Genomic DNA, 24578 nt, shown 5'->3' with positions numbered 1-24578 from the left:
CGGTGTTCCGATGGAACATCAGAGCATCTCCGTCGTTCGGCGACTGATCGCCTATGTCCACGTCTGACGCCCCGCCGCAGCGAGCGCGTAAAGCTGCAAGAGGATGGACCGCACGATCAAGGACGCCACGGTCAAACGCTTCTACTACGAGAGCCACGATCAGCTCAGGTAACACCTCGCCGACTTCGTTGCTGCCAACAACTTCGCTCGCAGGCTCAAGACCCTCAAGCGCGATCCAACGGACTCGCGAGCAGGTTACGCCGCCCTGCGCCGAACTGGAACTCGGTCGGGCTTGAGCATCTCGTATCGATCAAGGGATCAAAAACCCGCACATCTGGCGAAGTCCTGGATGATTTCGGCACATTCTTTCGAGCGCACGATGCGATGAAGGGCTGATCGGAACTTTGCTTCCGCATTCTTGGCAGCCGAGGTTGGTTGGAACATGTCGCCCCGAGTCGAACGCATTCACAGCGATGAGCGTCTCCCGGCCGAGGTCGACGTCGTCATCGTCGGCGGCGGCATCCTCGGCTCTACGGCCGCCTATTTCCTGGCGAAGCGTGGCCTCTCTGTGGCTCTGCTCGAGAAGGGCCACGTCGCCTGTGAACAATCGAGCCGAAACTGGGGTTGGTGCCGCCAGCAGAACCGCGATCGGCGCGAACTGCCGCTCTCGGTGATCTCCATGCGACTGTGGGACGAGCTGACGCGCGATATCAATCGGGACCTTGGATTTCGACGCTGCGGTCTCGTCTATGCCACTCACGACGAGGCTGTGCTCGCCGGCTGGGAAAGGTGGCGCGAGGTCGCCAGGGAGTACGAGGTCGACACCCGCATGCTGAGCCGGGCGGAGGTGGCCGAGCGCGTCCCCGAAGCGCGCGACAAATGGGTCGGCGGGACCTATTCGGACCGGGATGGTAAGGCCGAACCTGCGCTCGCCGCGCCGGCTATCGCCGATGGGGCCAGAGCTCTGGGCGCCACCATCCACCAGGAATGCGCCGCGCGGGCGCTCGACTTGGCCAATGGCAAGATTGCGGGCGTGCACACGGAGAAGGGCTACATCAGAACCAGCGCGGTGCTGTGCGCCGCTGGCGCCTGGTCCTCGCGCTTCCTTAGGCCGCTCGGGATCAGTTTCCCCCAAGCGAGCATCCGGCAGACCGCGCTGCGTTCCACCCCGACAATCAACATAGGCGAGGCGGTCTCCACACCCTACTGCACGATCACGCGCCGACTGGACGGCAGCTATACGCTTGCGATCAGCGGCAAGGCGAACCTCGAAATCACGCCCCAGGCTATCCGGTATAGCCGGGAATTCATGCCGCAATTCTTGCGTCGCCTGAAGAACGTCAGGCTCGGCATCGGCCAATCGTTCCTTTCGGGGCCGGATTCAATGCCGGCGCTGCTGACCAGCGACGATCGGATCTTCGAACAGAATCGGGTGCTGGATCCTCCACCCTTAAAATGGCTGGTAAGCCAAGTGGTGGAGAGTGTCCGGAAGACCTTCCCCCAACTCGGCGATATAGAGATCGATAGTGCCTGGGGCGGCTTCGTCGATTGCACGCCGGACGCAGTGCCTGTGGTGTCGCAGGTGGACGGGGTGAAAGGCCTCGTCCTCGCGGCGGGCTGCTCGGGCCACGGCTTCGGTTTGGGCCCGGGGCTTGGCTATCTGGCCGCAGAGCTTGTCGTAAACGACAAGCCATGCGTCGATCCTACACCGTTCCGCCTGTCGCGTCTGGTCGACGGCTCGAAGCTGGACATCGCCGCTATCTGAAGATCAGCCGGAAGTCAGGCCTGACGCGCACCAAGCGAAGTCAAAGTGTCAGCAGACGGGTGAGCGGAATCCCCACGTTCCCTCGCAGTCAAGTCTCCGGGTGCATGAGCGCAACGTGGTAGGAGTTGCACCAGAATCCGCTCGGGAGAGCGCCGCGCTCATCGCGCTCGTCTTTGGCGCAGTTGGAACCGTCGCAGGAGTTCATTCTAGCGTTTTCTGCTTCTGCCGGTAAGGCGAATTGCTCGGCCCATACGCCGCGCCAGCGGCCGGGATGTTTGCCGCAACCTACACACGTGGCAGCGCAAACTCAACGCCGTGGCCCTGCACTACGGCATCATGCGGGAGACCGGTTTCTACGGCGCTGGGGTGTCGTCGACAACGTCTTAACCAACCTGTGGATGCTCGCCCCCTGCGCGGGGCACGCACGGCTTTATCTCACCCAGCTCTTCCACAGGCGGAGCGGCCCCGCACCTCGTCCACGCCGGAGGCGTCAATCTCAGCGCCGCTTCTTACAAGCGCCCTCGCCCTGCTTCTCCCGGTTGTCCTTGGCCTGGGGCGGTCATTGGCCCGGGACAACACACTGGAGGCAACCATGCCCAACACCGCCGAGATCCTTGTCGACACATTTCGACGGCCGTGCGTTACAGGATTTCCGCTCAAGCTTCTGGTGATCAAGAACAACATGCTCAACCAGATCGCCTGGGAGCAAATGATGTTCCTCGGCAACCCGCAATTTGCCTGCGAACTCCAGCCGATCGATTTCGCCCTGGCCGCGGAAGCCATGGGGGGCATCGGCTACAGCGTCACCCGGCCTGAGGACGTCGATGGGGTTCTTGATGCTGCATTTGCCGCGGAAGGTCCGGTGATCATAGAGGCGGTCGTCGACGCATATGAACCTATGCTGCCGCCGCGCATGCCGAACGAATATCGCAAGAACATGCGCACAGCCCTGCGGGAAACGCCGGGCCGCAAGGAGATCGAAGCAAACCTCGCTAGGGAGCCGCTGAAGACGATGATGGGCTGAGCTCCCTGGCCGGTCAGTCCTTGGTGTAGGCGCCTGGCTGGCGGCCGCTCTTCGGAGCCTTGGCGTCCTTGGAACGCTCGGCGATCGACGGACCGGCGCCGGATGTCTTTTCGGTCGCTGCGCTGGGCGTAGACCGCCTGGGCGGGTCCTGCCCTTCGGATTGATGGGTTTTGTCCTCCACCTCGTCCCTTGACCGGGTCAGGCCCATGCCGCCGGCAGGCATCTTGTTGCCGGCTGCCTCCTGCGAGAATTGATCCGACGCGTCGGCATCTTTCTTTGCCGGGTACTTTGTCGCGCCATGTTCGTAACGGGTCTCGTTTTTGTTCATAGCATTTCTCCGGTTTCACGGATTGTGGCTAAACACTCCTGTTGCGGTACCGCCGCCAGCGCTCCCGGCGGCGGCATATGCAATGCGTGCAGCGCCCGGCCGGCGCGGCTGCCGATATTCGGCGCGCTCAGGCGTCCTCAGTCAGGCATCCTGCCATGGCGTGTGCAGGATATCGGCGCCCGGCTGCTCGTCGAAAAGGACCGCGCAGCCGCGCGCCCACGCCACCGGCGACAGTGCGTTGGCCACGATTTCGTCCGGCGAGATGAAATCACCGGTCAGCACCCGCAACTCTTCGACGGCTTTGGCCATCGACACCAATCGCCCTGCGGCGCGGTCGGTGGTGCAGGCGTCGATGACGGAAACGAGATCGATCATTTGGAACTGGCCCATCATAGGCCTCCGCAAACAGCATCCCTTCGCAGCTATGAACGTCGCAACGATCTACAATGTTCCCGGCCGAACGCATCGGCACTAAGCCTGGTCTATCGCGTCCTTGAGCTTGCTCAGGAATGCCACCAGAGCATCCTCCGGCCGATCGGCCTCGTCGGTCAGCATGTCGATACCCCAGCGTCCGAGGACCGCTTCCTGGACGACGCTCGGTTGCGGCATGAAGACGAACGATTTCGGACGATTCCTTTCATAACCGGACCGGCGCCAGGTTTCCCAAAGCCGATACAGCAACAGACGGATGTTCATGTCTGACATGCTGTAGCCGATGAACAGGACGGTGCGCCCGAGTGCGTCGGCGCGAAACTTCACGTCCAACGGCGACTCGAACGACAGCCGCTCGAAATAGTCGGACTCCGCCAGGACCAGCGATGCGTCGTCGTCGAAATCGCCGTGATATTTGATGATCTGGGTAACCTCGCCGTTCACCTTGGCGATATCCTTGGCATTGGCCACTTTTACGAACGCGCGGTCGTGGACTTCGAACGCAACCTCAAGGTTTCGATCATAGTTGGTTGTGTAGATGATCGGGAAATCGAGTGACACGATCAGCTTGTGGATCGCCGATCGCTTGACTTTTTCCCGCGAGACGCTCCATTCGCGATCCATCCAGCTGCGCAAGGGGCCGAGACTGCCATGCTTTAGCCGGTAATATTCGGCAAGAGCCTGGTAACTGGACTCTGGCCTGTCGACCACGTCTCGATCGAGGCCGAGTTCATCCACCATATGCTCGATGAGCGTCTCCCAGGATGGCAGGCCGACGCTCATCGACACACCCGCCCCCACGAACAAGATCGCTCGTCGCTCTTTCACGGATTGAGCCAGTTGCTCAAGTGCAGACGGCATGGCCAACTCACCAGGCAATGATCCAAACACAACTGCGAAAGCCGCCCTCTGTTCCGCAGAAGCCGGATCAGCGCCAAGTCTGTTCAGAAACCGGGTCTGTTCGGAAAATCGGGTGTGTTCAGCAAATGCGGCGCAGACTGGAACCGCTGAGCCAGATCGAAGTTTGGTGTCAGGGGAGAGACCATGATGGCCGTCCGACGAGATCAGACCAAAGCGAGAGGCGATATTCAGGCCGGGGCGACACAGGACAAGACCCCGGGGTTCGACCCTGCCGCGGCACCTGAAAAGACCGACGCCGAAGCGGCCGGTATGCCAAATCCTGTCGCCGAGGCTCGTCCACGGCGACAGCCTGAGTTCACGAATGAAGCAAGCTTCGGCGATGCGATGCGACCGGCAGCAAGCGAGCCTGGTCTTCAGCCTGGCAAGAACTGGCCGGTGCTGGTGATTGCCGCAGTCGTTCTCGTAGCCGCCGCGGCCTTCCTGCTGGCAGCCCTGCTGCGCTAGCGAGATTGGTTTCGAGAGCTTATGGTCCCGAACATGAAACGGGCACAGGCACCCAAGTAAATCGATTCACCAATTCACAAGCCACTCATGATCATTTTCCCGACTGCCAAAAGGCTCGGGTAATAGCCGCTGTACTTGGGCAGGCTACCGGGCACGTCCAGCACACGATGGTGATAGAATATATCCATCCGAACCGGCGGCAGCCGGGCCTCGGGCTCGAAATTGCTGACCGGGATGAACATCACCTTGAGCGGCCCGACGCCGGCAACCTCCACAACCGGCTTGCCGCAGGTCCGGCAGACCCCGCGATTGAAGTTCGGCGGCGGACGGTATTTCTTGAATGAAATATTGCCGGCGTTTTTCAGCACGACACCCTTGGCGCGAACGGCGACCACATCCGCGAACGGTTTGCCGTTGAAGGCCTGGCAGATCAAACAGTGGCACCGGAACCTGGCTTTCGGCAACGTATGCACCTCGAACGAGCAAGCGCTGCATTCGCAGGAGCCGCGTAGCGCCAACGATGGGTCCATGGTCATGTGCTGATGCTCCTCGTTGTCATTGGGAAACGGAATTCCAATCGCCGAAGCATCGATGTCCGAAATCGGCATTGATGGCATCTTCGATCGCCTTGCGGCGCCCGATGATCGTGACCCTGAACTTGGCCAGATCAGCGCGTCGCTGCGCCAGCGAAGGCGCAGCATCATGCATGAAGGCAGCACGCTGGCCGGCGAGGAGACTGCCTAGCCGATCTGCATCGGTGATTTTTGCGATTGCGTTCATGGTCCACTCCGATGTAGACAGAAGAAACTTACGCCCCTGATGTAGTCCCTAAAGTAGCCAGTGTCAACAATGTATTCCCAAGAAACTTTGAGGTAGCATGCAGGACGCACCCAACCGCCCCTATCACCACGGCGATCTCCGCCGTGCGGTTATCGAGACGGCGCTGGATATGCTTCGGGAGGAGAAGGGCTGGCAGTTTACGCTGCGGGAAGTTGCCCGCCGGGCTGGCGTAAGCCACGCGGCACCGTACAAGCACTTCCCCGATAAGTCCGCGCTGCTTGCGGAGATCGCTATGATTGGGTTCGACCGGCTGCGCGTGTCCCTATCGGCGGCGAACGCTGAAGCGCCGAAAACTCTGCGCGAGGAAATTATTCCGATAGCTCGAGCCTACGTCGCGTTCGGAACGGACAATCCGGCTCTCTACCGCCTGATGTTTAGCGCGGAGGAGGGAAAAGCGGTGGGAATGCATCTCAATGAGCGGGCGCTGGCGGTATTCGACGTTCTCGTCGAAATCCTCCGGCGGGGCCAGGCCGCGGGGAGCATTCGCAAGCGGCCTATAGAAGGTCAGGCGGCAGCCGGCTGGGGGCTCATCCACGGCATGACCATGCTTGCGATCGATGGACTCCTGGTGCCCGAAAAGGTGGGATCGGCCCCCTTGGATGCGGCCTTGAGCACACTGTTGGAGGGGCTGGGAAACCCAGCACCACAACAATAGCTGGTGCCATCCCGCTCGCCCCGCCTACCGTATATCTGTGCCCTTTAATGTTCAGGGGCGTTATTCGTAGCCGAGGGCCAGGTCATTGTGAACATCGGTCGCAGCGATCGCAGCGTGGCCGAAGGCGACTGCGATCTGGTTCAGAGCCTTGACCAGGTCGCCGATGGCATACACCCCCTCGACCGAAGTCCGCTGATGCTTGTCGACGATGACATAGCCCTCGTCGCAGCATTTGACGCCCATTGCCAGCGCAAGGTCGGAACGCACCTGGCATCCCATCGCCGGATAGATGACGTCGAAATGGCGCACCTCGCCGTCCTTGAGGATGGCCTGGTAGCCGCTGTCGGTGGGAACAAACTTTTTGAATGCGTCGCAAATAGCAATGTTCTCTTCCGTGGCCACGCGTCGTGTGCTGGCGGAAAAATCTGGAAGATAGCGTGCGATCATTGTGACGTGCTGCGTATACTGCTTGAGGAACAAGGCCTCTCGCAGCACCTGCGCCTCGTGACCGATGACCGCGACCTGACGATCTATGACTTCGTAGCCGTCACAAACCGGGCAAAGGCGTACGCTGCCTTTGGCGATGGCCTCGCGCAGACGCGGAATTGCAGGCACGACATCGACCATACCTGTCGCCAGGAATACCTTGCGGGCGACGATCCGCCCGCCGTTGGTTTCGGCGCCGAACCCGCCTACGGTCGGCTCGACCGATGACGCGTGATCCTGGATCAGTGTCGCTCCGAACTTGGCGGCCTGGGAACGAAGCCGCTGCAAAAGATCGGGGCCGCTGATCCCTTCCGGAAATCCCGGACAGTTGCGGCTTTCCGCAATCAGCCTCGCGCGCGGTTCACCCGCGTCGACCACGACGACCCGATGACGGAACCTGGCGAGATAGATAGCCGCCGCCAGCCCCGCAGGTCCACCGCCAACGATGAGAACATCCGCTTCAGTGGCGGACGAGGCTGAATGTCGGCGTTTGCGCGCGGGTTGATCCATCCGCGCCGAACGCATTCATGGGAAAGATGTTCCAGCGCCGAAATCGAAGCCACGACATCTGTCGCTGCAAGGCGTTACCACTCGATCGTCGGCCGCGCGATCATCAGCCAGAAAATCCCGAGGACGGCAGCAAAGGCGGGAAAGCCGAAGGCGAACCACAGCCGGAAAAGCCTGATATACCGGGCCGGCAGCAGGGTCCCCGTTTTGGCGGCTGCGGACGCCAGATTGCGCATTTCCATCTGCATCCATACCACCGGCAGCCAGAACACACCGGTGACGATATAGAGCGCGATGGACAGCACGATCCAGCCTTCGGAGAGCGAGTAGCCCGCCAGCCAGGCGAGCGCGACGCCGGTTATCGGCTGCGCCACGACGGCGGTTGCCGTGAACAGAAAGTCGGCGACCACGACGATGCGCGCCACTGCCGCAATTGTTGCCGCATTGCCGGTCCTGTGGGCGAGAAGCATGAAGAATGCGATGCCGGCCCCGGTGCCAAGCAGCACGCTGGCACCGATGACATGCAGGAACTTCAGTACGAAATAGAGCATCAGCGCTCCTCCAGGATCGCCAAGGCAACGAAGTGAAGGACGATGATCGGCAAGACCTTCAGGAATGGCCCAAGTGGCTCGTTCCACAGGTCCGGGCGCAGGAAAGTGCCCACGGCCAGATAGAACAGCGAGAGCGCGATGCCAGCGTAGAGGCCTTTTCGCGCCGTTGGCCGCCAGGCTATCAGTGCGCCGACGACGATGTCGGCAACAGCGCCGGCGATCACGGCAGGCGCCGACAACATGCCAGCCCCCGTGCTTTGCATGAGGCCGATCCCGTTGCCGTAGCCAGTGGTCAGCGACACAACCCCCGTCATGATCCAGAAGAACGGCAGCACGACGAAGATTGCAGGCTTGGTGAAATAAAGCCCGGCAAACCATTTTTCCTGCACCGTCGCAGGGTTTAGCGCGAGGAACTGCGCCAGGCTTTGTGGCCGCGTGCCTGTCAGGGAAATCCAGTCCGAGGGATCTCCGAGCGCCCCCCGTGCGATCTCCCTGGCGGCGTTGGTGCGCATTGGGGGCCGCCAGCCGAGCATCGCGGCAAAATCGCCGAGGCGATAGAGAAGCCGCGCACCCCAGCCCGGCAAGACCAGCCTGGCTGCAGGAGCCCAGCCGAGCCAGCGGCGGAAAGTACCGACAATCTCATCCATGGTCAGCTGTTCGGGACCGGCGAGTTCCAGCGCCAGACGAGACGGACTGCCGGGATTGAGAAAAAAGAGCACCGTCGAGACCACATCCTCGAGCTGCACGACCTGCAGCCGGCCGGTATCTGGCATTGACGGCAGGACCGGCAGCGAGGCCAGGCCGCGAAACAATGCACTGGCCCCAAACACAGGCCGGCCGAGCACCACCGAAGGGCGAAGGATTATCCAGTCCAGGTCAAGCGCCATCAGCGCCTGATCGCCGGCATATTTCGTCGACGAGAACGACGAGGGCTGTGCCCGATCCACTCCCATTGCCGAGAAGTGGATCACCTTGGCAACGCCGGCCCCCGCGCAGGCGAGAAAAAGAGCCGCCGCCGCATCGCGATGGACTTGCCCGGTCTTTTCGCGCGGGCTGTCCTGCAGAACGCCGGCGCAGTTCACCACGGCATCGACGCCAGTCAGATGCGGCAGCCAATCTTCAGGGCGTAGCGCGGCGGCCATATCCAGCACCAATGTCTGATAATCACGGGCTGCATTTTCCCGAGGGCTACGGGCGATGCCGACCACCTCATGTCCTTCGGAAACGAGGCGGGCGCAGATCGAAGCGCCGATCAAGCCGGTGGCTCCAACAACGAGAATTCTCATCGGACCCCGATCTCCGGCAGCCACGAGATCGTCGCCGTTCTATTCGGCGCGAATCTCCTCCACATCGTCGATGTTTTTCCGGCGCTGCGAAAGCACCCGTCTTTCGGCCGGCGGCTCAGGGTTGATGATGACCATAGGCGTTCAAGTCGAAAGTGGCGACGTTTACTGCTGTTTATGGTGCGCGCTTGCAGCGTTGCTCCCACACGATTGTCCTCCCGGCGCCGCATGACCACGGTCTCTAACGCGATGGGGCGGAATCCTCATTCATGTACTCATGAATGAGACCAAGGATTTGCGAGCGGACCAACTCGCGAGCCTCGGGCTGAACGAACGGCATCAAGAGTTCGACCCGTTCCTCGACGCTCTCGGGAAGATCCGCAGCAGGATCGACGAGGTCGTTGCCGTGCGCGTAGAGATTTTCCGTCAATTTCTTATCAAGGTCGGAAAAAATGCCCATTGATCTGCTCCAAACCAGCTTCTCTGCTTAATAAAAGGTTGACGAAAATGTTCCCCGGATGATCGATCACAACAGCTGCTTCTCCGGCCGAAGCACTGGGACTGGTCCAGCTCCACTTGTCCGGGCGGCAAGGAATTCAGGCAGTGTCTTAATGTGGGAGAATTAGAGAGACATTTGCGCGAGGGGCGAAAAAGCAACGCCAATACAGCTGATTAGTGACGACGTAGGTACTCTCGCAGATGTGGTATTGGCCGTCCGGCGATTCCTGCACACGGTCCCGTGGGATGTTGAAATTATGCGGCAAGTAAGTGTAACCACCGTCTATCCTGGACCGTACCGACGACCGAGGTATGGCGCGGCAATCAGAGCCACCGCAACACTTGAATTTCGTCAGTGGGTCAATCCTGTCCTCGTACCAATCATGGGCGCTGGCGGCAGTTGCGGTGGCGATACACATCGTGAAGACGAGGCTTCGCATGGCGTTCCCCAGGTATTTGGCAGGCGCTGCTCGTTCGAGCGTCCATGTATATTAGCGTTCCATTAGAAACACCATTGGCCTCGACCGACCAACGCAGCTCCAGCAAGCGATGCTCGCAACTGGGCGTCGTCTCATTCGTTTCCGTGTCGGCCAGGACGCGGGTAGAATGCGTTGGATTGAGGGCTAAATGCGCGCTCCTGATTATTGCGGTAGGCGATTGCTGCAGGTCCGTTTGCAGCCCCACATTGAAATCCCGTCACACTTGTAACTCTCACCTCTCCGGCTGCCCGAGATAGCGTCTTTTTATCAAAACCGTGGAAACGGCGAATTCGACCGCAGGACCGGAAATGACGATGTTTGCAGCAAAAGAGAAAGCCACTTCGTTGCTCGGGCAGGCGGTCGGTTTTGCCCGCTGGCTCGGGCTCGCCGCCGCACCGACCTTTGCACTGATGGCCTGGATTTCTACTGTCGGCTCGAGCATGACCATGTGCTCTGCCGCCCCGCCTTTCATGCCGATCAACGACATGGCCCTGATGTACCTGCTGATGAGCCTCTTTCACGTATCGCCGTGGCTGAAGCTCTTTTCCGCCCGTTCGCAACACTGCAACACTTCCGTCGCCCAAACCCAAGGAGAAACTGACAATGCAACACGCTGTTGTTTCACGCGATAACTGGCTGACCGCCCGCCGGGACCTCCTGCGAGCGGAGAAGGAACTCACGCAGCTTCGCGACAAGGTCGCACGCGAGCGGCTCGCCTTGCCCTGGGTGCGTATCGACAAGGAATACGTGTTTGACACGCCGGATGGTCCGCGTGCGCTCGCCGATCTCTTCGACGGCCGCTCGCAACTTCTCATGCAACATTTCATGTTCGCACCGGGATGGAAGGAAGGCTGCCCGAGTTGCTCGTTCATGGCTGATCACACCGACGGCATGAACAAGCATCTGGCGCATCACGATGTAACCATGATCGCCGTCTCGCGCGCGCCGCTTGCCGATATTGAGCGCTACCGCAGACGTATGGGCTGGCAGTTCCGATGGGTGTCCTCAACGGCAGTCCGTTCAACTACGATTTCCGGGTCAGTTTCACGCCCGAAGAGGTCGCCACCGGGCACATCGACTACAACTACGGCGAATGGCGGGAAACCGGCGAGGAATGGCCTGGCCTGAGCGCCTTCTACAAGGATGAGGCTGGCACCGTCTTTCACACGTACTCCACCTTCGGCCGCGGTGTAGAGGTGATGATGGGCACCTACGCCATGCTCGACCTCATGCCAAGGGGGCGCAACGAAGCCGAGGGAATGGACTGGGTGCGCCGCCACGACCGCTACGCGTAGGCCCGCGAGGACGGTGGAATGATGCCGGACGGTAAAACGAGAAATATCCGTCGCACCCACAAGCTGTTGCTTCCCTATTCGTAACAGTGTTGGGATTCGTCCTTGGCCTTGCCAATGGCTTCGAGCAATGGGGCAAGTGTTGGAGGTAATTCTGGATCAAACGCCGGCCCCAACAGCGTGTGTACGTGACGACGATTGTCTTCGGCGCCGATCAATTCGCGAACGGCGTCGGCAGGGGTCTTATGGCCCGCTCTCTGACGCGTCACCTACGGTCACCGGAATGAGTGCTGTGACTTCAGGGTGATGGAGGGTTCTCGTCAGCCAGTTCTTGCTCGCGCCGGTCAAGCTCCTTCTGAAGCTTCAGAGCTAATGCGAGAAGCCTCGGCGACAGGGTTGGATCGCCTTCCAGTCCTAATCGCTTGCGTAGGCTCCGACGATTGTCTTCCGAACGGACCAGTTCTCGGAAGCCACGATCGCTCTCTCTGGTTGCCATGACCGTCACCTTCAGCTTTGAACGCAACTCGTCGATTGCTAAAGGGTTCCATGAGGGGCCGGATTATCTCGCTAAAGCGCGTCTCGGCTGAATGGATTCATGTTTATGCATGTCGTTATCGCAAAACCGCTTACGCGACATGCATTAGATCTTTCGAGCGGTGATCGGATAACTAAGCGGGATTGAGCGGATACTGCTCGTGCTCATCGAAAGCCACCAACAGGCCCAGGGCAGCAGCGACTTCGAGAATGGCTTCGGTCAGATCGTCGTTGGATGCGACCAAACCAGGTGCAGCCTGCCGAACCTGGTTTAATGCCGCTTTGACCGAGACAGTGTCGCCATAGCCGGCCCTGTTGAGGACTGCGGCAATCGCCTGATCTAGAACTGGACCGACCCTATGGACGATGCTCATCCACCTTCCCCCCCGGGAACGCGAGAGGGTATAGTAGCGTGTCTGGGGCCAGGATGCAACCGACGCGCGAAACCACGCCAAATTGGCTCTGGTACTCGGGCGCAAAATGCGGCGGATCAACCCTGAGCGGTGCTACGGCGCCGGTTAACCACAGATTGCTGCTCAGCTATTCGAAGGAATAGGTGAAACCTCCTTCGGAGGCTCCAACCGTCACCTTCGTCATCTTCTCGCCCTCGAGCGACCGGTTCAGAACGCCACGGCTCAACTCCGGCAGAAGCGTGTTTGTCAAAATGGCGTCGATCATTCGGCCGCCGGATTCGATCTCGGTGCAGCGGGCTTTGACCAGATCCATGACACCGTCACCGATCACCAACTCGGCATCGTTGCTCGAGCGCAGCCGGCGGGCGATCTTGGCGAACTGATGGCGGGTGATCGCTTCGATCATCATGTCCGAGAGTGGGTAGTAAGGGATGGTCACCACCCGGCCCAGGAAGGCCGCTGGAAAAACCTTCAGCAGCGGGGCGCGCAGTGCTGTGTCGAGATCGTCGAGCCCCGCCCGCACCGTGCCGCTGCTGGTCCGGTCCATGATGACTTCGGAACCAACGTTCGAGGTGAGCAGGATCAGCGTGTTCTTGAAATCGATCCGCCGGCCTTCACTGTCGTCCATCATTCCCTTGTCGAAGACCTGGAAGAAGATTTCATGCACATCCGGATGCGCCTTCTCGACCTCGTCAAGCAGGATCACCGAATAGGGCTTGCGCCGGACCGCCTCGGTGAGAATGCCGCCCTTGCCGTAGCCGACATATCCGGGTGGCGCGCCCTTCAAGGTAGAGACCGTATGCGCCTCCTGGAACTCGGACATATTGATCGAAATGAGGTTCTGCTCGCCGCCATAGAGCGTCTCGGCCAGGGCCAGCGCGGTTTCGGTCTTGCCGACGCCCGAGGGACCGCAGAGCAGAAACACCCCCACCGGCTTTTCGGGCGCGCCGAGCCCGGCGCGGCTGGTCTGCACGCGCTTGGCAATCATTTCCATGGCGTGATCCTGACCGACCACGCGCTCGGACAGCGTGACGGCGAGCCGCAGCGCCTTTTCGGTCTGGCTCGACAGCATCCGGCCAGTCGGGATGCCGGTCCAGTCCTGCACCACCGCCGCCACGGCGTTGCGGTCGACCGACGGCAGGATCAGCGGCGTCTCGCCCTGCGCTTCTGCGAGTTCGGCCATCAGCTCGCGCAGCCGCGCGAGATCGGCAGCCGGGTCGGGTGGAGAAGGACCGGCAGCGGCCGTTGCTTCCGCATCGGGTTCGGGCGCATCGGGTTCGGGCGCTTTGATCTCAGATACATCGGCGCCTGCGGTTTCGGCGACCGCCCCCGAAGGCTCCACGGCGTCGAGCGGCACACCCTCGCCGCGCAGCCTGGCGCGCAGTTCGAGTATCTCGCCAACCAGCGCCTTTTCCCGATCCCAGCGTTGCTGCGCGGCAGCAAGCGTGAGTTCGGTCTCGGCAAGCCCGGTTTCGACCCGAGCCTGCCGGTCGGCCACGTCGATGCCGATCGCTGCCTCGCGGCCGATGATGGCGCGCTCGACCTCCAGCGCCTGGCGGCGGCGCATGATGTCCTCGACCTCGGCCGGGGTGGCATGCTGCGAAATGGCGACACGGGCGCAGGCGGTGTCGAGAAGGCTCACGGCCTTGTCGGGCAGTTGCCGTGCCGGGATGTAGCGGTGGGACAGGCTGACCGCCGCCTCGATCGCCTCATCGAGTATCTGCACCTTGTGATGCTGCTCGAGGACACCGGCGACACCACGCAGCATGAGAACGGCGACCGCTTCCGACGGCTCCTCTATCTTGACGACCTGGAAGCGACGGGTAAGCGCCGGGTCCTTCTCGATGTGCTGCTTGTATTCGGCCCAAGTCGTTGCTGCGATCGTGCGAAGCTCACCGCGCGCCAGCGCCGGCTTCAGCAGATTGGCCGCATCACCGGTTCCTGCCGCGCCGCCGGCGCCGATCAAGGTGTGCGCTTCGTCAATGAAGAGGATGACCGGCGTTTCCGAGGATTGCACCTCGTCAATGACCGCCTTCAGCCGTTTTTCAAATTCGCCCTTTACGCTGGCGCCCGCCTGCATCAGGCCGACATCGAGCATGCGCACGCTGACGCCCTGCAGCGTCGGCGGCACGTCGCCCTCGGCAATGCGCAAGGCAAAGCCCTCGACGACCGCGGTTTTGCCGACCCCCGCCTCGCCGGTCAGGATCGGGTTGTTTTGCCGGCGCCGCATCAGGATATCGACGATCTGCCTGATCTCGGGATCGCGGCCGACGACCGGATCGATCTTGCCGTCGCGGGCGCGCTGGGTCAGGTCGGTGGCATATTTGGCCAGCGCCGAATCCCCGCCCGGAGCCCGCCGCGGTGTTTCGGCGGCGGCAACCGCAGTCGCGGCGCCGGCTTCGAGCGAACCCTCCATGACGTCTGCGAACCGCGCAATAACGGCCTGCGCATCGATCTTGTCGAATTCGCCGCTGATCTTCGACAGCAGGCCCTCCAGCACCGGCGTCTTCAGGCAGGCGAGCAGAATATGCGCACTGCGCACTTCCTCGACGCTGAATTCCAGTCCCGCCAGGCCCCAGGCCTCCTGGATGGCGTGAAAGATATGATCGGAAAATTCCTCGATCGAAGTGGCGCCGTAAGGCAGCTTGTCGACGGCGCGTGTCATATCGGCCGTGAGCCGGCTCGCATCCACCCCGGCGTCTGCCAGTATCAGCTGCACATCCGAGCGCTCTGAAAGCACCAGCTGCTCGATGAAGTGAACGAGCTCGACATAAGGATTGCCACGCAGCTTGGCGGTGTCGGCCGCAGCCTTGAAGGCGCGCAAACAGACGGGGTTGAGCTTGCCGACCAGTTCCTTGCGTTTAAAGCTCTGCGACGACCGGCGCTGTTCCATCGAACTTGCCCCTCCAATCTGCCAGCCAACAAATTGCCACATAAGCAGCGACTTGACAAAGAGCGTTTATGAGCGGGCCGTCCGGGTGTTCGATTCAGTCGATTTCTTCCGTGCCGGCAGGCGCCGGCGCCATCGGCTGCAACGCCATCGAACGCCCCGCCTGTCGGCGATGCATTCACCGACAGGGTTCGACAATCGAGCCAGCGCTTTCGAGCCCAGCGCGCCGGTTGCAGGCTCGTATTGAGATTGAGCATCAACTAAATTGTGGTAAAGTGTCGCAGTGTGGTAACGTTGGGTCAGGCACGGCCCAAGAGCCGCGCGTTGGGGGATGGTGTGCTTGATCTCGCACTCTGGCTGAATCCGCTGGACGGTGAAAATCCGTCAGGGGAGGATTTGCGCAACGATCCAGCCTTTCATGAGTTGGAGCGTCTCACCGAGCCGCAGGTCAAGGTCGTCCATGGCGGCCACAACCAGCCCTCGTCGCGAAGCACCATTCCGGTCGACTGGCCTGCCGTCCTCGACAAGGCAGAGGAATTGCGTGCGCATGGCCGGGATCTGCGTCTGCTCGTCATTGTCACGCGCGCGCTGGCCAACGAGCAGCGGCTCGCCGGGCTTGCGCATGGCCTGACCCTTGTTGCGCAGACCTTCGATCTGCATTGGGAGACCATGCACCCGGCCCTGCGGCCCAGTGCTTCACCACGCGACGCCGCCTTGCGTCGCATCAACGCCCTGCTCGACCTCCAGAATGGCCAGGACGGGCTGCTGGCGGACTTGCGGCAAATGATTTTCTTCGCGCCGCGCCCTATGGGACCGATCAGCGGACGCGACCTGGAACAAGGCGCACTCGACGAACGGGTCATGCTTCTGGAAGCGGCTTCAGGACTGAATGCGGCGGAAAAGGCAGCGCTGGCCAGCGCGCACGGTCAACTGCTGAACCGGGTTCATGGCGGATGCAAGGCGCAGGCCGATCAAGCCAATGCGGAGATGATGTCCCTCATTGCCGATGCTCAAGCGGCGATCACGGCTCTTGATGCGGTCGAGACGGCTCTCAACGTCCGTCTACAGGGCGGTGGCGCCGCTGTTCCGGAATTGAAACGGTTTCTGCAGCGTTTGCTGTCGACCCTCGAACGGAATTCGGCAATCGAGACCGCGACGAACGGCGCGGCCGAGCCAGCCGCCACGACTGCAGATCCGGAAATGCCGGCTCGAAACGGTCAAATGCCTGCAAAGGGTCATGGAGCCGATACCATGGCAAGTATGGCGAGTTACGCGGAACCGAGCACGGGGTTGCCGGAGCGGATTTTCTCGCGCGACGACGTCGTGAAATGCCTCGACCTCGTCGTCGCCTTTTATGACCGCACCGAACCGTCGAGCCCGATCCCGCACCTCGCCCGCCGGGTGCGCCGGATGGTGCATATGGATTTCGTTGAACTGATGGAAGATCTCGCCCCCTCGGGGCTGAAGGAATTCCGGCTGCTTGCCGGCGTTCCCGATGCCAAGAAGACGGCCCAGAAGGATGAAAGGTAACGAGCCATGGCAGCTGAAAGCAAAGCGAAAGTCATCGAACGGAACCGCGCTCCGCGCGTGCAGATCGCCTATGACGTGGAAACCTATGGCAGCCCGACGACGATCGAATTGCCGTTCGTCATGGGGGTGATGGCCGATCTTTCCGGCGCTTCACAGACCAAGGAAGCGATGAAGTCGGTGCTGGACCGCTCCTTTGTCGAGACCGATGCGAACCGCTTCCCGCGTTTCATGGAGGCGCTTGGGCCGCGCGTCAAAGCCCGCGTGAAGAATACGCTGCCCCAGGCGGAGGGCGCCGAGCGGGACGAAGAGCTAGCACTCGATCTTACCTTCACCAAGATGGGCGACTTCGCCCCGGACAAGATTGCCGAGCAAGTCCCGCAACTGGCCGAGATCCTCAAGATGCGTCGCCAGCTCGAAGAACTGCTCGGCTTCATGGATGGCCGCGTCGACGCCGAAAAGCGCATAGCGCAGCTTCTGAACAACGAGCCGCTTCTTGGCAAAATCGCCAGCCAGGCATTGTCGGACGAAGACAAGGTTGAGGTGTAAGTCATGGCCGAACAGCAAAAGACCGCAGCCGTCGCCGCCGAGGCGGAGACCATCGATCTCGGAGAATTCAGCGGGCTCCTGGAAAAGGATTTCAAGGTCAAGAAGGACGACAGCGAGAAGCTGCAGCAACTCGTTCGCAACCTCGCGCTGGCGGCACAGTCGCGATCCGACACCACGACCATCTCGTCCAATGCGATCAAGTCGATCAAGTCGCTGATCGCGGGCATCGACAAGATGCTATCGGAGCAGGTCAACGAGATCCTGCACGCGCCGGAAGTGCGCGAAATGGAAGGCACATGGCGCGGCCTGTGGTATCTCATCAACAACACCGAGACGGATCAGAAGCTGAAGATCCGGGTGATGAACATTTCCAAGGAGCAGCTCGCCGACACGCTTGAAGACTATGAAGGCCAGATGTGGGACCAGAGCCCGATCTTCAAGAAGGTCTATACGGACGAGTATTCGATGCTGGGCGGCGAGCCGATCGGCTGCCTGATCGGCGCCTACGAATTCTCCAACCATCCGCGTGACGTCGGCCTGTTGCGCAACATCTCGGGCGTCTGCGCCTCGGCGCACACGCCGTTCATCGCGGCGGCCTCGCCGCGCCTGTTCCGCATGGACAGCTGGCAGGAACTGCCGAACCCGCAGGATCTGCAGCAGATCGTCTCCAACGCCGCCTACGCCTCGTGGCAATCGCTGCGCGAGAGCGAGGATGCGCGCTATATCGGCCTCACGATGCCGCGGGTCCTGGCACGGCTTCCCTACGGCACGGATACCGTTCCGGTGAAGGGTTTCACTTTCGAGGAAGAGGTCCAGGGCGACCACAACAAATATGTCTGGATGAACGCCGCCTTCCCGATGGGCGTGAACATAAACCGCAGCCACAAGCTCTATGGCTGGGGCACGCAGATCCGCGGCGTCGAGAATGGCGGCACGGTCATCAACCTGCCGGTGCACTCCTTCCCCACCGACGACGGATCGGTGGCGATGAAATGTCCGACGGAAGTCGCCATCGACGACCGGCGCGAAGCGGAACTGGCCAAGCTCGGCCTGATGCCCATCCTGCACCGCAAGAACACCGATCTGGCGGCTTTCATTGGCGCGCATTCGCTGCAGGACGACGAGACCCGCGCCGGCCGGCTGGTCGATCCCGACGCGCAGTCGAACGAGCGGCTGAGCGCCAACCTGCCCTATCTGTTCCCGGTTTCCCGGTTTGCGCATTACCTCAAGGCCATCGCGCGCGACAAGATAGGGTCGTTCAAGGAGCGGTCGGACATGCAGATCTGGTTGACCGAGTGGATCAACCGATACGTGCTGGCCAACCCGGCTTTTGCCGACGACAAGGCGCGCGCCAAGCGCCCGCTTGCCGCCGCAGAAGTCCAGGTGGACAGCGTCGAGGGGCGGCCGGGCTACTACAACGCCCGCTTCTATCTGCGCCCGCATTACCAGTTGGAGGGCATCAACGCCTCGCTTCGTCTGGTGTCGGAACTTCCGTCCGTAAAGGCTTGATTTGCAGAAACATAATCCTGTTTTGTTTTGAAAACGCTGGAGGAAGACAATGCCCGTGAAAATTGATGGTTTTCTAAAAGTTCCGGATATCAAAGGGCCAAGCGTTCGAGACGGCCATGAGGACGAAATCGAAGTCCACGGGGTCGATTACAAGATAATCGCGCCATACGATCCGAATTCGCTCTCACGCCGCGGTCGCGTGTCGCTGGGGATGATCAAGTTCACCAAGCATTATGACAAGTCATCGCCGTATCTGAAAAAGGCGCTATTCGACAACAAGGCACTGGACGAAGTGGTGTTCTCCGCCCGCCGGACCATCGATGGCGAGACCAGCGACTATCTGGTCGTCACCCTGACCGACGCCTCGATCATGGAATACGACATGACGCAGGCCGAGGACGAGGAAGACCTGATCGAGGAGGAGGTCAGCTTCGCCTACAAGAAGATCAAGTTCGTCTATGACAAGGATGACGAAATCGAAATGGATGTCTATGTCGGCAAGTGAGGCGCGGCGGCCCGGCGCCGACAAGCTGCAGGTTACCGGCAGTTCGCGGGCGAAACGCGAGGCGGTCCAGCCCTCTCTTTGGGACCGCCTCGTCAACGACCTGCCGGGCGTCACCTCCGAGATCGACGGGCTGCGCCAGACCTTGCAGGACGAGCTGGGCGCTGACCGGCTGGACACGCTGCTTGCCGGCAGCGCGCGGCTTATCGACGCCGACGCGGAGCTGACGTCCGATCAGAAGCGGCGTCTGCACCGCCTGGGCTTTCAGACCCAACACCGCGCCGAGATCGAAAGCCGTGGCGTGGTCGTATCGGCCCGCGTCCTCAGGGAGGCGGTACGGCGCGACATCGAGGCCTTGTTCAACACCGAGCGCTTCGAAGCTGTCCCGCTTCTTACCGATTTCGAAAACGAACAGGTTGTGGACAATCCACCATCGCTGGCCGATTTTCCCGAAGTGCGCCGAAGCGTGGTTAATTACGGCGTGCCGTCGTTTTCGGGCCGTTCGTCGCGCGACTTTGATCGCGAGGCGCTGGCGCGCGAGATCCGCTCGGTCCTTGCCACGTTCGAGCCGCGTCTCAAGGAAAGCGCAACCAAGGTAGCGGTGACCCTTGGCGACAAGAATGCGGGCCTGAAAATCGAGATAGACGCTGTGCTGATCATGACGCCGACGCCGGAACGCATGCGCCTGCGCACGACAGTCAACCTCGATAACGGCTTGGCGCGGACCGAATTCAGGGAAAGCTGAGATGGATCGGGTCTTCGTAGAATATTACGAGGAGGAACTGACCCATATCCGCGGACTCGCGGCGGAATTTGCCGACATGCATCCGGCGGTGGCACGCAATCTTTCTCTCGATACCGTCCCCTGCCCGGATCCGTATGTCGAGCGGCTGCTCGACGGCGTCGCTTTCCTCGCTGCACGCACCCGGTTGAAAGTCGACGCCGAGCGTTCGCGGTTTTCACGCAGCGTGCTGGATGTCCTTTATCCCGATCTGGTTACCCCGGCGCCGGCAACGGCGATGGCAGTGCTGAAACCCGGCCAGCAGGTCCAGTCGATGATTGCCGGCCATGTCATCAAGCGGAACACGCGTCTGGTGTCCAGTCTGCAACCCGGCCTGTCGACGCGCTGCACATTCACCACCGCGCAGGAAATCACGCTGTGGCCGATAACCATCATTTCGGTCAGCTATTTCCAGGATCGCAGCGGGTTGGCGGCGGCCGGCATAACACCGATCGGCGGCGTAGCCGGCGAGGCGGCGCTGCGCATCACGCTGGGTCGAACAGGAAAAGGCAAGCTCGGCGAATTGGCGCTCGACCGGCTTGATTTCCATTTTGCCGGGCGCACCAAGGCGCCATTGCTGTTCGACGCGATTTTCGGCGCCTGCTCGGCGGTTGGCGCACGCGCCGAGGGCAAGGCCAATCCGCTATCGCGGTTGCCGGAACCCGAAATGGTCGGCATCAGCGACGACGAGGCGTTGATGCCTCGTACCCGGCCGACATTCGAAGGCTACCGCCTGCTGCGTGAATATTTCATGATGCCCGAGCGCTTTCACTACGTGCGGGTTTCAGGACTGCAACCGGTCGTGCGCCGATGCGAGGCCGGGGTCGAGATCATCTTCATGTTCCGGCGCCCGGTGCCCGAGCTTGCCGATGTGACGCCGGCGGATTTCGAACTTTTCGCGACACCGATCATCAACCTGTTCGAGCGTGACTGCAACGTCATCGAACTTGATCCGCGCAGAACGCGGCAAGTGCTGCATGCCGACCGCACGCGGGCGCGCGACTTCGAAATCTATCGGGTGACCCATGTCGAGGACGCCGATGCCGAGGGTCCTGACGCCGAAATTCCAGAACTCTTCAGCCTGGGGCAAAACCGCAGCAATGGCTGGGTCTATTCCACCGAACGGCGCCCTCGCCGGGCCACCGAAGATGAACGGCGCGACGGACTGACCCGGACTTCCTACACCGGAGACGACGTTTTCCTTTCGGTTTCACGGCCGGCCGGAAGCCCGGCGAACCGGCCGCTGAAACGTCTCGACATCATGGCGCTTTGCACCAACCGCGATCTGCCGATCCTCGACGACAACCCTACCTTGACGCTGGAGACAGGCGATCCGGTCGAAACGGTCCGGCTTACCGGTGCCTTGCGCCCGCCGCAGCCGGCGATCCCGGCGGCGCTGCCCGCGGGCGCCGAAAGCGAATCCCGAGCCGATAATCTCGCATGGCGGCTGGTGGCGCAGTTGGCCCTCAACTTCCTCAGCCTCGCCAAGGAAGGCCGCGGTGTCGATCCGCTGCATGCGCTGCTCGATCTTTACGCCGACCGGGGAGATCCGAGCCTGGCTCGCAACGTGCACTCGATCGTTCGCATCGACTCGCGCTCCGTCATCGAACGGCTGCAGATCGATGGGCCGATGTGCTTCGGACGCGGCACGGAAGTGACATTGCATGTGGACCAGTCGGTCCTGGCCGGGCAAAGCACATTGCTGCTTTCGGCCTTGCTTGCCCGGCTGTTTGCCCGTCACGCCGGAATAAACGGCTTTGTGCGGACCCGCACGCGGCTGCTGCAGAAGCAGGAGGATGTGCCATGGCCGATGACGCCCGGCAATCGCTACCTGATCTAGGCAATCTCGACCCGGGCCGGGCCGAAGCGCTGGACGATACGTTCGACTTTTTCGAACTGTTGCGCCGGCTCGAACAACGCGGCGGGCTGTTCGGCTATTCCGGCCGCGCCGATCGCGAGCCGGCAAGGCTCGGACAGCATGTGCGCCTCAGCTTTTCCGCCAAGGACGTGGTTGAATTCCGCGAAGCGAAGGACAAGACGCCGGGGACGGACGGGACACCGGCCCGGGTCACCGTTGCAAATCTCGGGCTGATGGGACCGGAAGGCCCGATGCCGCTTCATTTGACACGCTGGGTGCTCGATCGTCTGTCGCAGCGCTGGTTCACCGGCGCTGATGCACACCAGACCGTCGACACGACGTTCGTGGATTTCGTCAACATTCTCCAGCACCGGATGATCGCCCTGTACTATCGGGCCTGGGCGGACGCGCATCCGGCGGTACAGGTCGAACGTGCGGTCGGCGGCCGGGTCAGGGCCATGCTTGAAGCGATGGCGGGAACCGGACTTCCCGGCACCCAAAATTCCGATCTCGACGCCGTAAAACTTCGCCAGGCTGCGTCGCTCGCCAGCCAGGTCGACGGCCCGGAGCGGCTGACGCTGTTCCTGGCGGAAGCGTTCAAGGTGCCGGTCGCGATCAAGGAGTTCGTTGCCACCTGGATGACCATACCGGCGACGCTCCAGACCCGGCTTACCCAGGCTTACGCAGTGCTGGGTCGCGGGGCGACGATCGGCCCGCGCGTTTTCAGCCGCCAAAGCAGGATCGAGCTCCGCGTCGGCCCGATCGGCTATGAGGAGTTCAAGACCTTCCTGCCGGGCGGCCAACGCCTGAAAATGTTCAAGCAGGCGGTTCGCGACATGGTCGGCGAATCGCTCGACGTCGATCTGCGGATCGTGCTGGCGCGCGAAGCTGTGCCGCCGCCGCGTATCGGAGCGGTACAGCTCGGCCGAACCACCTGGCTTGCGCGGCCCACCGAAAGGGGCGATGCTGACGATATGCGGCTGCGGACGATCGTCGGATGGCGGCCGGAAATGGCGGAGGTCGCGGCATGAGTCTGCTGCTGACGCTGGAGCACGGACCACGCACCCAGGCGGTACGGCAGACCCGGCTGGACGAGGGTGAACTGGTGATCGGCCGCAGCGCGGACGCGGACTGGCAGATCGACGATCCCGACATGTTCGTTTCACGCGCCCATTGCAGGATCACCGGCGGGCGGGATGGCTATTTCGTCACCGACACATCAAGCAGCGGATTGTTCATAAACGATTCCGACAGCCCGCTCGGCACCGGCACCTCGGCCCGTCTTCAGAACGGCATGCGGCTGAGGCTGGGCGACTACATCGTATGCGTCGATCTGCAGACGCCGGTCGCTCACGCACCAGCGGCCAGCCAAACGTTCACAGAGCGGTCACCGCCGGCATCGCGAGCGCCGGTAAGCATCGGCCGCGATGACTTCTTCTCAGCCACGGTCGAAGAAGAGCCGCGCCGGCCGCGTCCCGCCGATCTGCCGAACCCGTTCGAGCAACCCGTTCCAGGAGCGTTCGAGCGCGCCAACCAGCGCAGTTCGCCTGCCTTCGACGACCCGTTCAGCCTCGACCCGGTAGCGACGCCGGCGCCGAACGGCGCCGGCTATTCCGAACCGCGTCGTGCGCCGGACGCCGCAGACCCATTCAGCTTCGATCCGGCGCCTTCCGGTGCAAGCGAGCCCGTTCCAGGCCAGCCCGTTTCAAGCCAGTCTGTTCCAAGAAAGTCATCCGAATTCGATGACGGTTTCGGTTTCGGGCCGGCCGCGTCGCCCGATTTGAGAAACGGCGCCGGCTCGACCGGTCAACACAAATATAGCGCCGGAGAGCCGCAGCCGGCCAATCCCTGGGATTTGCCGGGCCCCGCGGCAGCTAGCCCTTCTCCGCCACGTGCCGCGCCCAGGCCCGCCCCCTCCCCGGCAGCGGCGCAACCGGCGAACACGGCGCTTCGCAGCGCATTCTTGCGCGGCATGGGTGTCGAGGAAGCCGATTTTCCCGGACGCGACAGCGTCGCGGAAATGGAAAAATTCGGTCGCGAGTATCGGCTGATGATGGAAGGCCTGATGCAGCTGCTGCGCAAGCGAGCCGAGGAAAAAGGCAACGCGCGCGTCGCCCAGACGGTGGTTGGGGCCTCTGAAGTCAATCCGCTCAAGTTTCTGCCGACGGTCGACGACGCCATCGTGACCCTCATCGCGGAGCGCAGCCCCGGATTTCTGGCCGGTGAAGCGGCAATCGCCGACGCGGTCCGCGATCTCGCGCAACATCATGTGCGCGCCTGGCGAGGCGTGCAGTCCGCCTTGCGACGAATGATAGACCGTTTTGACCCGGCCGCGATCGAGCAAGAGCTCAAATCGAGTTCCGCGATCGCCACCGTGCTTTCGGGCGGGCGCCGCGCAAAACTGTGGGAGCTTTACCAGAAACGCCATCGTGACATCGCCCAGAGTGCGGAATCGAGCTTTTTGGGCGAAATCGGCGCTGATTTTCGGGATGCATATGAGGAGGAGTGAA

At 61.8% G+C, this 24578-nt stretch carries 23 protein-coding genes and 2 pseudogenes; 14 read left to right on the top strand and 11 right to left on the bottom strand.

All coding sequences use genetic code 11. The annotated features are described in order from the left end of the window. Positions 1-442 precede the first annotated feature (442 nt). Entirely contained in the window at positions 443-1765 is a 1323-nt protein-coding gene (locus AC0L2A_RS08550) for an NAD(P)/FAD-dependent oxidoreductase (protein ID WP_473608354.1), read from the top strand. Between the two features lie 694 nt (positions 1766-2459). Next, positions 2460-2789 (top strand): annotated as a pseudogene (locus tag AC0L2A_RS08545) (thiamine pyrophosphate-dependent enzyme); the annotation flags it as partial. A 13-nt stretch (positions 2790-2802) separates the two neighbouring features. Here AC0L2A_RS08545 and AC0L2A_RS08540 read toward each other — a convergent pair. The 3 genes from AC0L2A_RS08540 to AC0L2A_RS08530 form a co-directional block, all read right to left on the bottom strand. Further along, positions 2803-3117 carry a hypothetical protein gene (locus AC0L2A_RS08540; protein WP_473608352.1) on the bottom strand — a complete coding sequence of 105 codons (315 nt, stop codon included), beginning with the start codon at positions 3115-3117 and terminating at the stop codon, positions 2803-2805. A 141-nt stretch (positions 3118-3258) separates the two neighbouring features. Further along, entirely contained in the window at positions 3259-3507 is a 249-nt protein-coding gene (locus AC0L2A_RS08535; RefSeq protein ID WP_287228727.1) for a hypothetical protein, read from the bottom strand. An 81-nt stretch (positions 3508-3588) separates the two neighbouring features. Further along, entirely contained in the window at positions 3589-4410 is an 822-nt protein-coding gene (locus AC0L2A_RS08530) for an SIR2 family NAD-dependent protein deacylase (RefSeq protein WP_473608351.1), read from the bottom strand. Between the two features lie 186 nt (positions 4411-4596). Here AC0L2A_RS08530 and AC0L2A_RS08525 point away from each other — a divergent pair, with 186 nt between their 5' ends. Further along, positions 4597-4914, top strand: coding sequence for a hypothetical protein (locus tag AC0L2A_RS08525; RefSeq protein WP_473477171.1), 318 nt, complete (start codon positions 4597-4599; stop codon positions 4912-4914). A gap of 74 nt (positions 4915-4988) precedes the next feature. On the opposite strand, the gene AC0L2A_RS08520 is transcribed toward AC0L2A_RS08525, so the two are convergent. Both AC0L2A_RS08520 and AC0L2A_RS08515 read right to left on the bottom strand, forming a co-directional pair. Then, positions 4989-5432 carry a GFA family protein gene (locus AC0L2A_RS08520; protein WP_473477169.1) on the bottom strand — a complete coding sequence of 148 codons (444 nt, stop codon included), beginning with the start codon at positions 5430-5432 and terminating at the stop codon, positions 4989-4991. Between the two features lie 37 nt (positions 5433-5469). Further along, positions 5470-5694: a hypothetical protein gene (locus AC0L2A_RS08515; protein WP_023801326.1), complete on the bottom strand. Its 225-nt coding sequence runs from the start codon at positions 5692-5694 to the stop codon at positions 5470-5472. A gap of 97 nt (positions 5695-5791) precedes the next feature. On the opposite strand from AC0L2A_RS08515, the gene AC0L2A_RS08510 reads away from it, so the two are divergent. Beyond that, entirely contained in the window at positions 5792-6409 is a 618-nt protein-coding gene (locus AC0L2A_RS08510; protein ID WP_473608350.1) for a TetR/AcrR family transcriptional regulator, read from the top strand. A gap of 60 nt (positions 6410-6469) precedes the next feature. Here the strand turns inward: AC0L2A_RS08510 and AC0L2A_RS08505 are convergent, their stop codons facing one another. The 4 genes from AC0L2A_RS08505 to AC0L2A_RS08490 form a co-directional block, all read right to left on the bottom strand. Next, a complete protein-coding gene (locus AC0L2A_RS08505; RefSeq protein WP_287216961.1) occupies positions 6470-7420 on the bottom strand; it encodes an NAD(P)/FAD-dependent oxidoreductase in 951 nt (316 codons plus the stop codon). 59 nt (positions 7421-7479) lie between these two features. Next, the gene (locus AC0L2A_RS08500; protein WP_473608348.1) at positions 7480-7953 is read right to left on the bottom strand and encodes a DUF2269 family protein; all 474 of its coding nucleotides are present in this window, start codon (positions 7951-7953) and stop codon (positions 7480-7482) included. Further along, the gene (locus AC0L2A_RS08495) at positions 7953-9239 is read right to left on the bottom strand and encodes an SDR family oxidoreductase (RefSeq protein WP_473608347.1); all 1287 of its coding nucleotides are present in this window, start codon (positions 9237-9239) and stop codon (positions 7953-7955) included. Before AC0L2A_RS08495 ends, AC0L2A_RS08500 begins: the two co-directional genes overlap by 1 nt. 238 nt (positions 9240-9477) lie before the next feature. Further along, entirely contained in the window at positions 9478-9696 is a 219-nt protein-coding gene (locus AC0L2A_RS08490; RefSeq protein ID WP_473491534.1) for a hypothetical protein, read from the bottom strand. An 825-nt stretch (positions 9697-10521) separates the two neighbouring features. On the opposite strand from AC0L2A_RS08490, the gene AC0L2A_RS08485 reads away from it, so the two are divergent. Continuing rightward, positions 10522-10845, top strand: a complete 324-nt coding sequence (locus AC0L2A_RS08485) for a hypothetical protein (protein WP_473608346.1) — start codon at positions 10522-10524, stop codon at positions 10843-10845. Beyond that, positions 10817-11508, top strand: a pseudogene (locus tag AC0L2A_RS08480) (DUF899 domain-containing protein). The gene AC0L2A_RS08485 and the pseudogene AC0L2A_RS08480 overlap by 29 nt, the downstream one beginning before the upstream one ends. Before the next feature lie 665 nt (positions 11509-12173). On the opposite strand, the gene AC0L2A_RS08475 reads toward AC0L2A_RS08480, so the two are convergent. After that, positions 12174-12413, bottom strand: a complete 240-nt coding sequence (locus AC0L2A_RS08475) for a hypothetical protein (protein WP_023801316.1) — start codon at positions 12411-12413, stop codon at positions 12174-12176. Positions 12414-12579: 166 nt separating this feature from the next. Further along, a complete protein-coding gene (gene tssH, locus AC0L2A_RS08470) occupies positions 12580-15345 on the bottom strand; it encodes a type VI secretion system ATPase TssH (RefSeq protein WP_473608344.1) in 2766 nt (921 codons plus the stop codon). A 333-nt stretch (positions 15346-15678) separates the two neighbouring features. Between tssH and AC0L2A_RS08465 the strand changes: the two genes are divergently transcribed. The 8 genes from AC0L2A_RS08465 to tagH are packed head-to-tail and all read left to right on the top strand — an operon-like array spanning position 15679 to position 24577. Beyond that, a complete protein-coding gene (locus AC0L2A_RS08465) occupies positions 15679-16872 on the top strand; it encodes a type VI secretion system protein TssA (RefSeq protein ID WP_473608343.1) in 1194 nt (397 codons plus the stop codon). A gap of 6 nt (positions 16873-16878) precedes the next feature. Continuing rightward, a complete protein-coding gene (tssB, locus tag AC0L2A_RS08460) occupies positions 16879-17418 on the top strand; it encodes a type VI secretion system contractile sheath small subunit (RefSeq protein WP_027154109.1) in 540 nt (179 codons plus the stop codon). 3 nt (positions 17419-17421) lie between these two features. Next, on the top strand, positions 17422-18927 hold the full coding sequence (gene tssC / locus AC0L2A_RS08455) for a type VI secretion system contractile sheath large subunit (protein ID WP_236378436.1): 1506 nt from the start codon (positions 17422-17424) through the stop codon (positions 18925-18927). A 49-nt stretch (positions 18928-18976) separates the two neighbouring features. Next, positions 18977-19432, top strand: coding sequence for an Hcp family type VI secretion system effector (locus tag AC0L2A_RS08450; protein WP_287070029.1), 456 nt, complete (start codon positions 18977-18979; stop codon positions 19430-19432). Beyond that, positions 19419-20174 (top strand): type VI secretion system baseplate subunit TssE, encoded by a 756-nt coding sequence (gene tssE, locus AC0L2A_RS08445; protein ID WP_473608459.1) that lies wholly within the window; start codon positions 19419-19421, stop codon positions 20172-20174. The genes AC0L2A_RS08450 and tssE overlap by 14 nt, the downstream gene beginning before the upstream one ends. A gap of 1 nt (position 20175) precedes the next feature. Next, on the top strand, positions 20176-22050 hold the full coding sequence (gene tssF / locus AC0L2A_RS08440) for a type VI secretion system baseplate subunit TssF (RefSeq protein ID WP_473608342.1): 1875 nt from the start codon (positions 20176-20178) through the stop codon (positions 22048-22050). After that, complete coding sequence (gene tssG / locus AC0L2A_RS08435) at positions 22014-23099, top strand: type VI secretion system baseplate subunit TssG (protein ID WP_473608340.1); 1086 nt, start codon at positions 22014-22016, stop codon at positions 23097-23099. Before tssF ends, tssG begins: the two co-directional genes overlap by 37 nt. Further along, the gene (gene tagH, locus AC0L2A_RS08430; protein ID WP_473608339.1) at positions 23096-24577 is read left to right on the top strand and encodes a type VI secretion system-associated FHA domain protein TagH; all 1482 of its coding nucleotides are present in this window, start codon (positions 23096-23098) and stop codon (positions 24575-24577) included. The genes tssG and tagH overlap by 4 nt, the downstream gene beginning before the upstream one ends. Position 24578 lies beyond the last annotated feature (1 nt).

It is taken from the genome of Mesorhizobium sp. WSM4844, from assembly GCF_055811775.1.
This window is presented reverse-complemented; position numbering and strand designations above follow the sequence as displayed.

Coding starts and splice junctions, on each gene's coding strand:
- tssF (WP_473608342.1), top strand. CDS start 20,176: ATGGATCGGGTCTTCGTAGAATATTACGAGGAGGAACTGACCCATATC.
- AC0L2A_RS08505 (WP_287216961.1), bottom strand. CDS start 7,420: ATGCGTTCGGCGCGGATGGATCAACCCGCGCGCAAACGCCGACATTCA.
- AC0L2A_RS08550 (WP_473608354.1), top strand. CDS start 443: ATGTCGCCCCGAGTCGAACGCATTCACAGCGATGAGCGTCTCCCGGCC.
- AC0L2A_RS08500 (WP_473608348.1), bottom strand. CDS start 7,953: ATGCTCTATTTCGTACTGAAGTTCCTGCATGTCATCGGTGCCAGCGTG.
- tssE (WP_473608459.1), top strand. CDS start 19,419: ATGTCGGCAAGTGAGGCGCGGCGGCCCGGCGCCGACAAGCTGCAGGTT.
- tssG (WP_473608340.1), top strand. CDS start 22,014: ATGGCCGATGACGCCCGGCAATCGCTACCTGATCTAGGCAATCTCGAC.
- AC0L2A_RS08530 (WP_473608351.1), bottom strand. CDS start 4,410: ATGCCGTCTGCACTTGAGCAACTGGCTCAATCCGTGAAAGAGCGACGA.
- tssH (WP_473608344.1), bottom strand. CDS start 15,345: ATGGAACAGCGCCGGTCGTCGCAGAGCTTTAAACGCAAGGAACTGGTC.
- AC0L2A_RS08495 (WP_473608347.1), bottom strand. CDS start 9,239: ATGAGAATTCTCGTTGTTGGAGCCACCGGCTTGATCGGCGCTTCGATC.
- AC0L2A_RS08450 (WP_287070029.1), top strand. CDS start 18,977: ATGCCCGTGAAAATTGATGGTTTTCTAAAAGTTCCGGATATCAAAGGG.
- tagH (WP_473608339.1), top strand. CDS start 23,096: ATGAGTCTGCTGCTGACGCTGGAGCACGGACCACGCACCCAGGCGGTA.
- AC0L2A_RS08490 (WP_473491534.1), bottom strand. CDS start 9,696: ATGGGCATTTTTTCCGACCTTGATAAGAAATTGACGGAAAATCTCTAC.
- tssB (WP_027154109.1), top strand. CDS start 16,879: ATGGCAGCTGAAAGCAAAGCGAAAGTCATCGAACGGAACCGCGCTCCG.
- AC0L2A_RS08475 (WP_023801316.1), bottom strand. CDS start 12,413: ATGAGCATCGTCCATAGGGTCGGTCCAGTTCTAGATCAGGCGATTGCC.
- AC0L2A_RS08485 (WP_473608346.1), top strand. CDS start 10,522: ATGACGATGTTTGCAGCAAAAGAGAAAGCCACTTCGTTGCTCGGGCAG.
- AC0L2A_RS08535 (WP_287228727.1), bottom strand. CDS start 3,507: ATGGGCCAGTTCCAAATGATCGATCTCGTTTCCGTCATCGACGCCTGC.
- AC0L2A_RS08510 (WP_473608350.1), top strand. CDS start 5,792: ATGCAGGACGCACCCAACCGCCCCTATCACCACGGCGATCTCCGCCGT.
- AC0L2A_RS08515 (WP_023801326.1), bottom strand. CDS start 5,694: ATGAACGCAATCGCAAAAATCACCGATGCAGATCGGCTAGGCAGTCTC.
- AC0L2A_RS08525 (WP_473477171.1), top strand. CDS start 4,597: ATGGCCGTCCGACGAGATCAGACCAAAGCGAGAGGCGATATTCAGGCC.
- AC0L2A_RS08540 (WP_473608352.1), bottom strand. CDS start 3,117: ATGAACAAAAACGAGACCCGTTACGAACATGGCGCGACAAAGTACCCG.
- tssC (WP_236378436.1), top strand. CDS start 17,422: ATGGCCGAACAGCAAAAGACCGCAGCCGTCGCCGCCGAGGCGGAGACC.